A 14627-nucleotide genomic window follows, 5' to 3' on the forward strand; every position below is an offset into this window, starting at 1 on the left:
ATAAACAGATGAGTTTAACGCATTGCAATGTGCATTTCTCACAGCAGCCCGACAAGGTGGCGTATATATCCACTGCCTTGTTGAAAAGCCTTAAGTTATCTGGAGCCAAGTCCATTCGTTTGCGACTTGGCAAGGATCAGATTCCCGCAACAGTAAAACCCATTCAGAAGGCGGGACGTCATCTATACTTGACCTCCGGCTTACGCAATGCAATCCGTGTTCCCAAAAGCGGGTCTATCTATTTGCGGAATCTGGACGGAGATGTTCAGCTTGGACCGTTGATTGGAGTATTGTCTGATGCTACTAGCTCCACCACCCGCCCTTTCGGATCACGCACAGGCTTTATTAAGCAACTGTTGAAGGAAGGCAGCAAAAAGTCTTATATTTTTGCCTTCACCCCACGGGATATCAACTGGCAAAATGATACGATTAACGGCTATTTTCTGTCATCCAGCGGGGAGTTTACCCGTAAACTCGTACCTCTGCCGGACGTAATTTATAATCGTTTGCCGAGCCGTCGCTCTGATTTTTCCCCAGCGATCAATCAACTACGCGAACGCTTTTCCCGTAAACGAATTCCTTTCTTTAACTGGAGCTTTTTCAATAAATCCGATATCTATCATTTGCTAGAAAATAATCCAGAGGTTAACCGTTATGTCCCTGAATCCTATATGAATCCTAGCTCTGAACGTATTCGAGGTATGCTGGAGCGGCATCAATTTGCTTATTACAAGCCAAGTAGCGGCAGTCTCGGCAAAGGAATCTATCGCCTGTCCTATGTCCCCAAGCAAGGATACTATGTAAGGTACCGAAAAAAAAATAGCAATGTATTGCTGCGGTTCGCCTCTTTTAATTCCATGCTGAGGATGCTTCACTCCAATAAGGGGCAGACGCTAAAAGGCTACGTCATTCAGCAGGGCATTCAGCTGATCGAGATTGATAATTGCCCGATTGATTTTCGGTTTCATATGCACAAAGACGGTAATAACCAATGGGTCGTCGTTGGCATTGGAGCCAAAAAAGCCGGACGTGGCAGTGTCACGACCCATATCAAAAACGGCGGTTCCCTGATGACACCCGAGCAAGCGCTCGGTCGTGTATTCGGAGACCGGGCGGGTGAAGTGCTGCAACGTGCCAAGAATGTAGCAGTTACGCTAGCAGAAGCCATTGAATATCACCACCAGCATCTACTGGGTGAAATCGGATTCGATCTGGGCATTGATCAGGATGAAAAGGTATGGATGTTTGAAGCCAATTCTAAGCCAGGTCGATCCATTTTTCAGCATCCATCGTTGCGTGCGGAGGGTAAAGCATCCGTGGAGCATATTTTGGACCACTGTCTTTACCTCAGTAAATTCCGCAGAAAAGAGGAACTATGAATACCCGGGCGGAGCAAAAACCAGTTGTTGCTGTATTGACAGTGCACGACGATGAACAATTTTTCAAGGGAAATCAGCGAAACTTCAGGGATATTCTTGAAACGGGAACGCGCATGGGTTATCAGGTATACATTGTTACTGTCAGGGACTTGAAACTGACGGATGAAACAGTGAAGGGCTACATCTACAACAAAAACTCACAGATATGGGAGGAACAAAATTTCCCATCTCCACAGGTCATTTATAATCGTATCCCCAACCGTAATTATGAACTTAAAACATCTGTGCGCACAAAGCTGGATGAAATTGCACATGCCTCAGGCGTTGAGCTGTACAATCCAGGCTTTTTTAACAAATGGGAACTGTTCAAATGGCTCCGCACCTCGGAATCCACTCGTCAACTTGTTCCGATTACCAAACGATTAAGCAACCTGTCATCCTTAGGAAAAATGCTGTCTGCATATCCATACCTGTATCTCAAACCGGAAAACGGTAAAGCCGGAAAGGGAATTATGATCCTCAGATTCAACCCAGAGCATCTGATGGCATACAGGTTGACCATTCAACATGACAAAAAAAGCATAACCTACCGATCTGTATCCTTGTCTCGGTTATGGGGACGTATTCGCCGAGAAGCAGGCAACTCCCCTTATATCATTCAGCAGGGTATCGATCTAGCAACCTATCAGAAAAAGCCCTTCGATTTGCGCATTCTAGTGCAAAAAAATGCCCGTGGCGCATGGAGCATTACCGGAGTAGGTGCCAGACTAGCGGGTAAGGGAAGTATTACAACACATGTTCCGCGCGGGGGAAGTGTGGAGGACCCGTTTATGCTGCTGTCCTCACTCTTTGGACCTGAGGATAGCACAGATTTGCTGAATAAGGTTAAAAGTACGGCCATTCAGATTGCACGTCAAATTGAACGCGCATCCGGTCTTTCTCATGGTGAAATGTCCATGGATCTGGGCGTAGACACACTCGGGACCCTCTGGTTTTTTGAAGCCAATGCCAAACCGATGAAATTCGACGAGCCGGACATCCGTCAAAAATCACTTAGACGTATATTTCAGTACAGCTCCTTTTTGGCCGAACGAATGAAATAATCTCAAGGAAGTGGAATTATGCCGCAAATTAGCGATGTTCAACATTTGCCTGCCCGGAGTTGGGTACTGAGACGACGACAGTTGCTGTTTCTGGCTCGTAGCTCGGGCGGCATGCGCATTACTCGCAATGCTCTGCGGCAGTTGGCTGTTTTAACGCCGGAGCAATTGAACACCCCTGGCTCCTCCCTCCTGTGCGCATATGTGCGCACAGAGAAGGGGCTGCGGATTGCGGGATTTTCCCTCGCTCTGAATTATGGGAAGGATGCTTGCATCGTAATTGTTCGTCCGCTTTACCGGGGCCGCAGACTGGGCGCTAGACTGCTGTCCGCCCAGCTTCAACAGCTGCGCCGTCTGACGTGCAGCGTAGCCACCGACAATATGGCCAGTCTCAAAACCTGTTTTCGTGCTGGACTTATTGCACATGAAATGACAACTGGACCGACGGGGAAGCCCACGCTAATATTTTGTGGGAAGTTATCCGAAGATGAGCAGACGGCAGAGGAAGGTGGAATGCTGTGCCAAAACCTGTCCTAGGCATCATGACTTTGTATTTGAACAGTAAGAAGCAACTGGAGGAACGTGACATATATGAACGCATGATTGCAGAAGGAAAAAGGCTGGGGCTGGATATGTATGTATTCACTCCTGCGGATGTCCATAAGGATCGCAGACTGCTCCTTGCCCAAATCTATGATCCACACAGCGATAAATGGACACGAAAATGGCGAGAATTTCCGGATATGATTTTCGACCGCTGCCGAGTGCAGCGCAGTGAGCGGTATCGTCAATTAAAGAAATTCCGATTGCAGTATACAGACCTTGTTTATTTAAACCGACCGCTGAGCAATAAATGGGCCATTCATCAGCAGCTTGCGAGAAAGGCTGCCTTTCGCCCCCATCTGCCTGCAACAGAGCCGTTCGATGGATTTCATAGTGTAAAGCGAATGCTCAAACAGAATTCACTAGTATACCTCAAGCCAATTAACGGCACGGGAGGCCGCGGGATTTTACGCATTGAGCCTGTTAACAAGCAGAGCGGCCTGTATCTGATTGAGGGACGCAATCGCAAACGCCATATTATTCCTCAGCAGCGGGTACGTCTAGATCGTCTGGAGCCGCGTCTGAGCAGCTGGAACATGGATAACTACATTGTTCAGGAAGGCATTCCTGTGCAGTTGCCGAATGGCAGGGTCCATGATTACCGTATGCTGGTACAGAAAAATAGCCAGGGAGTATGGGAGCTAACGGGATGTGCCGGGCGCATCGGGGCACATCGGAGTGTCACTTCCAACCTACATGGCGGAGGCAAGGCAGTGCCGATGAAGCAATTGCTGACGCAATGGATTCGTGATGAAGACCAGAGAGAGAAAATCATCAAGCAAGGGGAAAAGCTCGGACTGGACATTGCTGCGTATCTGGAAGAAAGCTATGGGGCATTATGTGAGCTTGCGCTCGATTTGGCAATCAATAAGGACGGTCATATCTACGTGCTCGAAGTCAACCCGAAGCCGGCTCGCGAGGTATTTTCACGCATTGGCGAAAAAGAAACCTATCGTCGTGCCATCACCAAGCCCATGGAATACGCCCTGTGGGTCTACCACACTCAGATTAATCCGAAGCCGCAGACGGAACAGAAAGCAGAAGAACAAACAGAAGATAAGACAGAGAGTAAAGCAAAGGAAGGCTCCGCCTAAGTGGCTGCCTTCCTTTGTTTTGTTATCGCCCAACATCGTTTGCATGTATTATTTATATGATACGCCACAGCTATTTATAACTCTTATCTGTGCTTTCACAGTTACTCGGCGTTTTTATAAAGCGTAAGCAGCTGGGTAAAGTCCGTAATAATCGCATCGGACCCTTCCAACTCATCATTCACACCAAATCCAGCGTAAGCACAGCCGATCACGGTCTGTCCGTTCTTTTTACCAGCTTCCACATCGGAGGAACGATCTCCGACCATCCATACATTCGAAATATCGTGCTTGCTCAACAGAATTTCTAGCAAATTCACTTTGGAAAGCGTACTGTACTCCCCAGCGCTGTACAGTCCTTCAAAAATAGGAACCATTTCATACGCAGCAGCAATCCCCTTTACGTAATCCTCCAGCCCGTTACTGGCTACGAATAATCGGACACCTTGCTCATGAAGTGCCTGGAGTGTTTCTTTTACATGTGGATACAGAGCATGACTTCCATTCTTCAACCCCTCCAGCTCCAGCTGAAGCAACAACTCGTCCGCTCTTCTGTGAGCTGCTTCACTGGCTTCTGGCATTACTCTTCTCCAGATTTCATCCAGCAGCATACCCAAACTATTCAAAATAAGCTCCTCCGGAGGAGTCTCTCCTTCATAAAGCCCTTCGGCGCGCAACGTATCAAACAGCTTGTGATACGCAGGAAGCAGCAGCGTCTCCGTCTGAAAAAGTGTACCGTCCATATCAAATACCATAGCCTCAGGTTTCTTCAACACAGGTGCATTGTTCATGTAGTTATCAGTCATTCCTTTCCTATGTAAGTTTACACTCCGACCCCTCTCATGATAAGCAATAAGAGAGGTCCGTGTAAACCTCATTGCGCATACCGTTAACTCTTATATTTTTTTAGAACGGTCCTAAAACAATGTAATCCGCCCCACATATCTGTGTGTAGAGCTCCCCGTGGAAGCTTGAGATCCACACCACTCCAATACGAAAATCCCGCTTGTTCTATCCATTGTTCCATCGCTGAAAGATCTACTGTAGGGTAATCAAACGTCAACAGAAGCATTCCGTCATCCCGTAAAGTTCGATGAAATTCACGCAAGGCTGCCAAAGATTCATCGGGCGTTAAATGCTCCAACACTGAAATACATACAATTTTGTCAAAACTGGCATCCTCATAGGGCAGGGCGGTCAGATTGGCATGGGCGGAGTGGAGCCGAACCGGTAAAATCTCCTGAATGCGCTCAGCGGCCTCCTCTCCAATATCCCGCCGCACCTCGGCCAAGATAGCATCTACAGAAACGATTCGTATATCCAGATCGCAGGCATAGACCTGAGCGCAACGGCGGGCCAGCTCAAATTTGAATGGATGAGGGATACCACATGCCGCGTCCAATACTGTATCTTGCCCAGACATAAATTGGAGACACCACTCATACTCATAAGGACGACTCCACCAGCTTTGAGGGAGTCTGTAAATCATGTTGGACGAGTTGGGATCAGAATATACAAAAAAGCGAGACAGATACGGGTCAGCCATATTCATGAATGTAGCCTCCTCCTTTGGAGATGTTTAGATTACTCTTGCTACACAGCATAATTCATGACCCCGTTTCTCGCCTTGAAGCTTAGCCAACAATCCCATTTGTTCTGTAAAGGCAAGCTCACCGTACAATGGATGTGCTTGCAGCAAGGCATCCAAACCAGCAGGAAGCTGGCGGGTGAACAAAGCCACCGGACGCAAGCCGGACTTTTCCAGCAAGAGCGTCAGCGTATGATCTGAATAATGGTACAAATGATCTTCCTCCGTAAATAAAGGTGAATGAACGCCGTAAGCCTCGTTGGTAAACGAGTTTTTATTGGGCACCGTAATATATAACGTTCCGTCAGGTTGAAGCTGTTCGCACAAATCCGTCAAAAATGCGACTGGGTCCGCGATATGCTCCAGCACATGCCAGCATGCGATGGCTTCGTATGGGTGCTCCAAAGATAAGTCCAGTTCTTCCTCTAAACTTTCGGCCTCAATCCCTTCCTGAGCTTCATGAGCTTGGTGAATTTCCACTTCCACAGATTGTTGTGTTTGAGCATCTAATTCTGTTTCACCGTTCCAATAGCCGGGTAATAAATCTACCTCATATTTGCTTTTGGCGTAGGCACGCGAGTCACTGGACGGCTCAATGCCCACTGCATTCCAGCCAGCTTGAAGGGCAGCATGGATAAATTCTCCGGTGCCTGAGCCAATCTCTAGCAATTTTCCTTTTCTGGGACTGAACATATCGAGCAACATAAGTCCAAAAAGAGCATGATCCCCATAGGTGGACGCCGCTGCACTATCCCGCATAGCAACCCAATTGGCATTATAAATCTCTGCTATCATTTCCTCAGACTGAATATGATCCACATCCTTACGAAAAACCAATCCACAGGAGCCGCATCCCATCAAGGTAAAGCGTTGATAATCATGAAATACTACCGTGTCAGATGAGCCACACAGTTTGCATTTTACACTCTGCTCTGCTCCTTTCCCCTTCTCCGTAGCATAAAAGGTGTCCTTGGTTTCACTTTTTATTTGTGGTTCGGGTTTGTTCATAACCTGTACACTGGCCACCTTGGCGACATCCGAGGCGTCCACCTGATGGGCAGGTTCATATTCTGGTGTAGGTTCTTTTTCTGTATTTTTGTTGTCCTGATCCACCCAGAGCGTGAGTTGTGGGTTCGAGTCCAGAATTGATTCATATTGCTCTTTCCATCCATAACGAGCACTTGGGTCAAGCAGCTGGTACCGCTCAAATTTAGCCATGCGAATAGCAGGTGTATACCAACCCCAATGCTGAATACGGTAGTTGCTGATCTCTGTGGGAAGATCAAGTACATTTTCGGGTAATCTCCCACAGTGCAAGGACTGCTCCCTCCATTTATAAGGGAACCCTTCTTTATATCGAATTAAAAAAGGACGGTAATACCGATGAGCCTGCCAATATTCATCATCACGGTAATGCGTGGAAGACCACATATCAAACAACCTGAAACAAATCGTATCCGCTGTCGTTCCCGCTAACAAAGAATGGACCCCTTGGGCAAAGCGGGATTCGAACATTTCGTCAGCATCCATGCTTAATATCCATTCGGGAGAGGAAGCCAATGTTTCTCTCCACTGCTGCTTTCGCAGTTCGACTTCATTGGTAAAAGAGGGTGTTTCATTGCGGATCAGACGCAGTGGGATTCCTTGTAAGATTTCCCGGCACAACTCTCCGCTATCGTCATGACTACCATCATCAATAATGACTGCTTCATCAATGTATTTTCGGTGGCTCAGCAGCACGTCTGTAAGCTTGTGATCTGCCTCATTGTATACCGTCATGGTCAGCGTCAATTTAGGATTAGAGACAGGCGGTGTATAAAGCTCACTTTGTCGTGGACCAGTGAACGTTGGTGGTACAACAAACGAATCCGCTGTGTACTTGGCAAAGACAGCAGTTTCGTGGAGATGATCGGGTATAACTGGAGGTTCAGGGAACTTAGGGGTTCTTGAAGATGCTGAATGATTGAAGGCTGGAGAGCTTGGAGAAGTATCGGAGTGTTCCGCATGTGTTACTTGCTCTGAATGGTTCGATGTAAAATATTTTAGGGTGAATAATAGCTGTTCTGCCTTCATTCGATCGGCTTCCCGATATAGATGCATTGCCGGATAGTGTGTGTCTACAAAAAGTGGAAATCCATATGCAGCCGCCCGAATACAAAAATGTCGATCTTCTCCCCAATAAGAAACGTTTTTGATTTTGCCAAAATGAATTCCTGCTTCCAGCGCCCGTCTGCGGATTAAGGTGCAAGCGCCTAGACCACCCACCTCATACAAACCAGGAATATGCAACTGGTGTATAAAATGCAACTCACGTTGCGCTCGCTCCTCTTTCGACAACACTTCGCCATCTTCACGGTGAAACAAGTTATATTCATCACTGACCCACACTTGAGGCAATAACGGTCCTTCCGGTTGCCAACGTGTCCAGAAAATCTCTGATACGATGTCCTTCTCCGTCTCCACCAGCCTGCACAAGGTACGAGAATGGAGAACCAGGTCTGAATCGACCAGAAACAACGCGTCATAATTGTGCTGAAGGGCATATTCAATAAGACGATTTTTAAAGCCAGCCACTTTCCAGACGAGAGCAGGCGGCCAATAATGAGTGTGCTCATCACTACGATTCTCCACTTGCTGCGAGCCTGTTAACAAGGGCAAAACCCGACCCGGAAGCCGATTGGAAAATTCAACTAGCCACTGGCTTGAAATCGGATTGTCATTATCATCGACAAACAAATAATCCGGTAGCACGTCAGGTGTCTCCAGGCGCTCCAAGGCTTGAAGAAACAAAGACAAAATTTCCGGCTTCTGGTGCACCGGGCTGCCGATTAGTATACGCATGTGTCAACGCCTCCATCAGGCGGAAGCCTCATAACCGTTCCCCTCCATGTCCTAACGCATACCATAATTGCGACCAAGCGATTGGGAGTGAGCGTGGTATGAATGGACTTACACCTGGAAATATCATTGAAAACGACAACAATACAAAATACAATCTCCCCATTCAACGATAAAACCCATCCTGTCGCACGTCCTAACCCGGAATGTCACGCACATCGTTCAATCCATTCTCTCCCCCCAAACATCCAACTTGATTTTCTAATTTATTAGAACAGAACTGAATTTATGATCATCATCTCCTCTACACGTTCCATCCGAATTCTACATAATGAGCAAGCTATCCTAATAAAATGGAAATTAAACCAAGTTATTTTGGGGGGACAAAGAGCATGGTAACTGTCAGCTTATGTATGATTGTTAAAAACGAAGAAGAAGCCCTTCATACCTGTCTGAAATCAGTCCATGACCTGGTGGATGAAATCATTATCGTTGATACTGGATCTACCGATAGAACCCAAGAGGTCGCTGCAGCATTCAACGCTCGGATATACAACTTTGAGTGGTGCGATGATTTCTCCGCTGCTCGCAATTATGCGTTTGATCAGGCCACGCAAGAATATCAATTTTGGCTGGATGCCGATGACATACTGGAAGAAAAAGATCGACTATCCTTTCTCACCTGGAAAAAACAAGCCACCCTCTCTTATGACAGCATTACAATGGATTATGTGCTTTCCGTAGATGAACAAGGACAGCCGTTGTATAAGCTCAAAAGAAACCGAATTGTACGGCGTGATCGCAGATTCAGATGGACCGGATTTGTTCACGAGTTCCTGAATGTAACAGGCAGCATCTTTCACAGTAATATGGCGGTGACTCATAACAAGACACGCGCTTATACTGACCGTAATTTGCACATATATCTCAAACATCGGGAGCAGGGTACCGTATTTTCTGAACGAGATCACTACTACTTCGCCAATGAATTATATGATAACGGGCGCACGCTAGAAGCCATTCAGCAGTACGAACATTATCTAGGGCTAAATCAAGGATGGATAGAAGATCGGATTGCTGCTTGCTTTAAGCTTGCGGATTGCTACAATCGTCAAGGACAAAAACAGGAGCAACGTATGGCTTTGCTCCGCACACTTACCCTCGATGTACCACGCGCTCAGTTCTGCTGTGTTTTCGGCAATTTGTTCATTGAAGATGAACAATATGCTCAAGCCATTTATTGGTTTCGTCAAGCGACGCTGATCGAGCCCCTACAAGATGTAATGGCCTTAACCAATTCGTCGTACTATACCTGGTTTCCACACTTGCAATTATGCCTGTGTTATGACCGAATCGGTGACATCGAAAAGGCAAAATCGCATCATCGCATAGCTCAGTTGCACCATCCTACTCATCCAAGTGTTTTATATAACGAACAGTATTTTGCACAACTAGAGCAGCAGAAATAAGAAAGACGAACAATGGCTAAAGGCAGGGACCTGCCAGTTCACGTTCGGGTTTTCCTGCTCCAGAGTTAATACCCATGCTAGGCGCACTTAAAAAAGTCGATTCCTTCTGGGAATCGACTTTCTTGGTTTGAAAGTCGCTCGTTTTTATATCATTCCAGGTGTTTTTCGAACCACGTGAGCGAATCCTTCAGGGCTTTTTCCGGATTCATAACATACCTTCTATCCAATAATTCCAGACCTAGATATCCCTTATAATCTATACTGTTAAGTTCCTTTAACACTTCCACCATTGCTAATTTTCCTTCTCCGGGCACCAGATGTCCTCCAGGATTACCATCCACAAAATGTACATGCATTAAATTATTTCCCAGTTCCCTTATAAAATCATGAATGGTATCCTTTCCTGTAGTTTCCATCACATCTGTATCCGCTAAACCTTTTAAATAAGGACTCCCAACTTCTTTTATCATCTTGGAAATGTGCTCGACTCTATTAAACACCTGTGTGGTAAAAGAGGTAAAAGCCTCCATAGGAAGGTAAATCCCCTCTTTTTCTGCTGTTTTACATATTTCGCCTAAAGATTCTCTGCACCATTTCCACATTTCTGTCTCATCAACATCCAAGTATGCGATGCCTGTGGTCACCAACACTTTGTCACATTCCAGCAAAGATGCAGCTTCGATATGCCGGCAAAAAAACTCTACACTTCTCTTTCTATACTCCGGATCAGGATGGCTGATGCTTACCGGGTAGACATACTGCTCAGGGGTAAGGCAGATCGTCTTTAACCCTCTTTCTTTTACTTTTTTATTTAATTTTTTTATATCCTGATACGTAAAATAGTCTAAATGGAAATGTGGACCTGAAGCCCACAATTCAATATTATGGAATCCCAGCCTTGCAACAGAATCTAAAAAATACTCCATAGAATATCTTTTATAATGATAGTTTGCAGCCGCAATTTGTGAGATCTGTATCATAATAATTAGATACCTCCTTTTTACACAACGCTATATTAAAACGCTTCCAAGTAAAGTAGCTAATATTACAGATAAAATAATATTAATCATTCCAGGTATCATAAAACTGTGGTTCAATACATATTTACCAATTTTAGTCGTACCCGCTGTATCAAAAGATATGGCAGCAAGACACTGAGCAGATACTGGTAAAAAGAAGTTTGCATTTACAGCCATCCAGGCTCCAATTATGATGTAGGTAGGCAAATCAAGTGCAATGGCAATCGGTACCATAATTAATGTCGTGACACCTTGACTTGTAGTTAAAGCAGCAACGATAAACATGATAACGGCAAGCATCCACGGGTGACTATTTACAATCGTAGCAACATGATCTTGAATAAAAGCGCTTTGTCCGTTAATAAAGGTACTGCTCATCCAGGCTAACCCAAAGGCACAGACCATAGCCAGCGCCCCTGCCCTAAATATGGGTCCGTTAAGAATCGTTTCAATCGCCGGACGGCATACGATAATAATCATAGTAGCGCAGACTAGCATAATCATTTCAATGGTATGCGGCATTGATAGACTAGTAACCTCGCCATTCAGCACCCAGGATGGACGCAGCTGAGTAAACATGCCCATAATAACAATGGCTAAAACCCCCATCAAAAAGAGAACAACTGCGGCTTTCGCTCCTTTTGAAGTTTCTTTTTTCTCAGCCTTCTTTTCTGATTTTTCAATTAAGCCTTCTGCCAATCTATGCAAATATTCCGAATCTTCAGATAATTCTTTCCCTTTACGCAACGTGCACACCGCACTTGTAATGACACCTAAGAGTGTAGCAGGTATGGAAATGGCCAAGATAGTTCCCAAACTTACTCCAAGGGGTGACATAAATCCAATCATAGCAGCAGTAGCTGCTGAAACCGGTGAGCAAGTTACTGCCTGCTGGGAAGCAATGATACTATTTGAAATGGGTCTTTCCGGCCTGATATCATTATCAATGGCAAGCTTATTGATAATAGGCAATAAACTATATACGACATGCCCGGTTCCTGATAAGAAGGTAAATAACCAGGATATGATTGGAGCTATTATTGTAATATTCTTAGGTGACTTACTAAGCATTTTCTCTGCAATCTGGACGAGTAAGTTAAGTCCGCCTGAAGACTGCAGCGCAGAGGCAGCCAATACAACCGCTAAAATGATCAGCATCACATCAATGGGAGGAGCCGCTGGTTGGACATGAAAGATAAATACAAAAATCGCTACGCCCACTCCACCGAGCAAGCCCATAAAAACATCGCCAACTCTAGCGCCGAAGAAAATGAGTAAAAAGATGATCAATAGCTCAAACCAAAACATAAGAATTCTCCCTTTTTTTGATTTTACGAACTTTACCGATCTTTCATTATCTACAAGGGCGTAGCCGCCCTTTACTGAATACGCTTACAAAATTCTTATCATGCTTATTCTTCCGAGTCCAAACAACGAATTGGTGTGCCGTAGCCAAAAGCTCCGTTTATCTGGCATATTCTAGCCGCAAAAACCGCTCCTTTTTCCATGCTTGCTTTGATACTCCGAAGCATATCCTCATCTTCACCATAGAAAATCTTTCCGGCATTAGAACTTCTAATCATCTCTACAATAAAAGCGGTTATATAAGAGTCACCCGCTCCCATCGTATCCACGGTATCCGTCAATACCGCCGGCTGGTGCATCCATTGATCTTTATATAGAGCAACTGATCCATTTTCTCCCACAGTTCCAATCACTATTTTAGAACCGAATTTCTGTGCTTTTAGCATTTCTCTTTTTCTTTCACTTTCCGTTAAATGACTGCATGAAAGGAATGAAATGTCCGCATACCGGCATATTTGTTCCAAATATTCATCATTCCAGCGTACCGAGAAATCATAGGAGATAGGCACATTCGTTATTTTTAATGTTGCGAGATCCTGCTCTATATAGCTATTTAAACTGGTATGAATTACGGAGAAATTTTTAATGTAGTTCAAGTCATTTTCCGTAAAGTCCCATGCCTTTTCCTTTGCAATACCGCCTTTATTGGAGCCCAGAAATACACGATCACCGTCTTCTAATGTAACCCGCGCATACCCATTTTCCCCTTCAAAAATCCGGCAATGGTTACGTTCTATCCCTAAATCGTCTATAACCTTTTGAATATACTGAGCTATATGATCATTACCAAACTTACCTAAATAAGATGCCTCCATACCACACATTCTGGCATACGCACAAAAGTTCAAGGCATTTCCACCAGGGTACATCATACCCTGGTGGACATATTTATCTACTACATTGTCACCAATGCCAATAACCTTATATTGTTCCATAAGAATATCCCCTCTAAAGGTTGCTAAAAGATTAATATTCAACCTTCCACATATATCTACGAGTTGTAAGCGGATGCGCTCTTTCAATGGCCAAAGCTTGGTTATAAACGGGGTAAACATTATTAAATAGAGAATGATTGAAGTAATCAACCACAGAGCTGTCAATGGTAGACAGTCCCAAATCCTTTGCGTCTAAAACCTCTACTCTCTTGGTATAACGGTTAAGGAACTTTAACGCTCTTTCATCTAAAGGTCGGGTACTTCCTTCAGAGACCTGAATGACAAATGGTATTTCAGCATCAGTAATCTCAAATGGTCCATGCAAATATTCACCTGAATGTATGCTGGAAGAGTTAATCCATTGCATCTCCATAAAAATGCAGATGCTTTGCATATAGGCAGCCCCGTAGCCAGCTCCGCTTGCCATGGTGTAGATTACGGAATCATCTTTATGATTTTTCGCAAAAGCCAGCGCACGCTTTTCCACGTGTTTGCATGCATTTTTAACAATTCGATCTATTTTTCCTACTCCGTCCAGGAATTTTTCATAATGCTCATATCCCTCAGTCTGATTTAATACCTCTACCGCCGTCATTAGTGCTTTCATGGTTTTCTCGCGGGCAATATCTTTGCCATCCCCAAATGTGTACTTCACCACATAGTCTGCTTGTTCTGTAATAGGAGAATCTTCAACCCATGTTAATGCAATAACTGGAACTCCTGCTGTTTTACCTAATTCTGCGGCCTTCACAGTCTCTGGTGTATTACCTTTATGTGATGCCACTACCAGTACTGAATTTTCTCCAAATGCTCTAGGTGTGTTATGCACAAACTCATTACTGGTATAGAGACCTACCTTAACTTCCTTTGCTTCTTTTTCAAGAAATGTTTTTGCAGGATAAAAAGCACCATAAGAACCACCGCAAGCTACATAATATACCTGCTTTATACCGCCAGCCTCTTGTTTATTTGCTAAAATTTCTTCAATAATTTTTTTGATTTCCATTATCATTTCCTCCTTGTATGATACATTTTCTTGTTTTTCATTCCACACCGGTGTATGTATTGGAATGTTATAAAGAAACAATAACACAAAACAATACATTAGGCAATAACACTTTACTACTTTTTCTAGAGTACTGCTTCAATTCCCCCGATTTTTAAAGGATAAACCCCTTATTGCAAGGGCTTACAAGCTATTCATAAATTGTATATGCTGTTATAATATAAGCATGCTGAT

12 protein-coding genes are annotated in these 14627 nt (G+C 44.6%); 5 read left to right on the forward strand and 7 right to left on the reverse strand.

Features of this window, described 5'->3' with window-relative positions; genetic code table 11:
• Positions 1-8: 8 nt before the first annotated feature.
• The 4 genes from C0638_RS24925 to C0638_RS24940 are packed head-to-tail and all read left to right on the forward strand — an operon-like array spanning position 9 to position 4176.
• On the forward strand, positions 9-1379 hold the full coding sequence (locus C0638_RS24925; protein ID WP_013370328.1) for a YheC/YheD family endospore coat-associated protein: 1371 nt from the start codon (positions 9-11) through the stop codon (positions 1377-1379).
• Positions 1376-2482 carry a YheC/YheD family endospore coat-associated protein gene (locus C0638_RS24930; RefSeq protein WP_013370327.1) on the forward strand — a complete coding sequence of 369 codons (1107 nt, stop codon included), beginning with the start codon at positions 1376-1378 and terminating at the stop codon, positions 2480-2482. The genes C0638_RS24925 and C0638_RS24930 overlap by 4 nt, the downstream gene beginning before the upstream one ends.
• 18 nt (positions 2483-2500) lie before the next feature.
• A complete protein-coding gene (locus C0638_RS24935; protein ID WP_013370326.1) occupies positions 2501-3016 on the forward strand; it encodes a GNAT family protein in 516 nt (171 codons plus the stop codon).
• Entirely contained in the window at positions 2998-4176 is a 1179-nt protein-coding gene (locus C0638_RS24940) for a YheC/YheD family endospore coat-associated protein (protein WP_025676032.1), read from the forward strand. The genes C0638_RS24935 and C0638_RS24940 overlap by 19 nt, the downstream gene beginning before the upstream one ends.
• A gap of 101 nt (positions 4177-4277) precedes the next feature.
• On the opposite strand, the gene C0638_RS24945 is transcribed toward C0638_RS24940, so the two are convergent.
• The 3 genes from C0638_RS24945 to C0638_RS24955 form a co-directional block, all read right to left on the reverse strand.
• A complete protein-coding gene (locus C0638_RS24945; RefSeq protein ID WP_016819605.1) occupies positions 4278-4979 on the reverse strand; it encodes an HAD family hydrolase in 702 nt (233 codons plus the stop codon).
• A gap of 83 nt (positions 4980-5062) precedes the next feature.
• Positions 5063-5725 carry a class I SAM-dependent methyltransferase gene (locus tag C0638_RS24950; protein ID WP_025676031.1) on the reverse strand — a complete coding sequence of 221 codons (663 nt, stop codon included), beginning with the start codon at positions 5723-5725 and terminating at the stop codon, positions 5063-5065.
• A gap of 27 nt (positions 5726-5752) precedes the next feature.
• Positions 5753-8602, reverse strand: coding sequence for a methyltransferase domain-containing protein (locus tag C0638_RS24955; protein WP_058711212.1), 2850 nt, complete (start codon positions 8600-8602; stop codon positions 5753-5755).
• Positions 8603-8991: 389 nt separating this feature from the next.
• On the opposite strand from C0638_RS24955, the gene C0638_RS24960 reads away from it, so the two are divergent.
• Complete coding sequence (locus C0638_RS24960; RefSeq protein ID WP_058711211.1) at positions 8992-10068, forward strand: glycosyltransferase family 2 protein; 1077 nt, start codon at positions 8992-8994, stop codon at positions 10066-10068.
• A gap of 149 nt (positions 10069-10217) precedes the next feature.
• Here C0638_RS24960 and C0638_RS24965 read toward each other — a convergent pair whose 3' ends face one another.
• The 4 genes from C0638_RS24965 to C0638_RS24980 all read right to left on the reverse strand — a co-directional run bounded on the left by C0638_RS24965 (position 10218) and on the right by C0638_RS24980 (position 14393).
• On the reverse strand, positions 10218-11048 hold the full coding sequence (locus tag C0638_RS24965; RefSeq protein WP_058711210.1) for a sugar phosphate isomerase/epimerase family protein: 831 nt from the start codon (positions 11046-11048) through the stop codon (positions 10218-10220).
• Positions 11049-11078: 30 nt separating this feature from the next.
• Positions 11079-12395: an anaerobic C4-dicarboxylate transporter family protein gene (locus C0638_RS24970; RefSeq protein WP_058711209.1), complete on the reverse strand. Its 1317-nt coding sequence runs from the start codon at positions 12393-12395 to the stop codon at positions 11079-11081.
• A 104-nt stretch (positions 12396-12499) separates the two neighbouring features.
• Positions 12500-13429, reverse strand: coding sequence for a fructoselysine 6-kinase (locus C0638_RS24975; protein ID WP_233902261.1), 930 nt, complete (start codon positions 13427-13429; stop codon positions 12500-12502).
• Positions 13419-14393: an SIS domain-containing protein gene (locus C0638_RS24980; RefSeq protein ID WP_058711207.1), complete on the reverse strand. Its 975-nt coding sequence runs from the start codon at positions 14391-14393 to the stop codon at positions 13419-13421. Before C0638_RS24980 ends, C0638_RS24975 begins: the two co-directional genes overlap by 11 nt.
• Between the last annotated feature and the right edge of the window lie 234 nt (positions 14394-14627).

The sequence above is a fragment of the Paenibacillus sp. lzh-N1 genome, from assembly GCF_002872435.1.
In the GTDB taxonomy this organism is placed as follows: domain Bacteria; phylum Bacillota; class Bacilli; order Paenibacillales; family Paenibacillaceae; genus Paenibacillus; species Paenibacillus polymyxa_C.

What these genes read in the sequence shown, in the direction of transcription:
- C0638_RS24945 (WP_016819605.1), bottom strand. Translation starts at nt 4,979, where the DNA reads ATGACTGATAACTACATGAACAATGCACCTGTGTTGAAGAAACCTGAG.
- C0638_RS24930 (WP_013370327.1), top strand. Translation starts at nt 1,376, where the DNA reads ATGAATACCCGGGCGGAGCAAAAACCAGTTGTTGCTGTATTGACAGTG.
- C0638_RS24935 (WP_013370326.1), top strand. Translation starts at nt 2,501, where the DNA reads ATGCCGCAAATTAGCGATGTTCAACATTTGCCTGCCCGGAGTTGGGTA.
- C0638_RS24925 (WP_013370328.1), top strand. Translation starts at nt 9, where the DNA reads ATGAGTTTAACGCATTGCAATGTGCATTTCTCACAGCAGCCCGACAAG.
- C0638_RS24955 (WP_058711212.1), bottom strand. Translation starts at nt 8,602, where the DNA reads ATGCGTATACTAATCGGCAGCCCGGTGCACCAGAAGCCGGAAATTTTG.
- C0638_RS24980 (WP_058711207.1), bottom strand. Translation starts at nt 14,393, where the DNA reads ATGGAAATCAAAAAAATTATTGAAGAAATTTTAGCAAATAAACAAGAG.
- C0638_RS24960 (WP_058711211.1), top strand. Translation starts at nt 8,992, where the DNA reads ATGGTAACTGTCAGCTTATGTATGATTGTTAAAAACGAAGAAGAAGCC.
- C0638_RS24970 (WP_058711209.1), bottom strand. Translation starts at nt 12,395, where the DNA reads ATGTTTTGGTTTGAGCTATTGATCATCTTTTTACTCATTTTCTTCGGC.
- C0638_RS24965 (WP_058711210.1), bottom strand. Translation starts at nt 11,048, where the DNA reads ATGATACAGATCTCACAAATTGCGGCTGCAAACTATCATTATAAAAGA.
- C0638_RS24950 (WP_025676031.1), bottom strand. Translation starts at nt 5,725, where the DNA reads ATGAATATGGCTGACCCGTATCTGTCTCGCTTTTTTGTATATTCTGAT.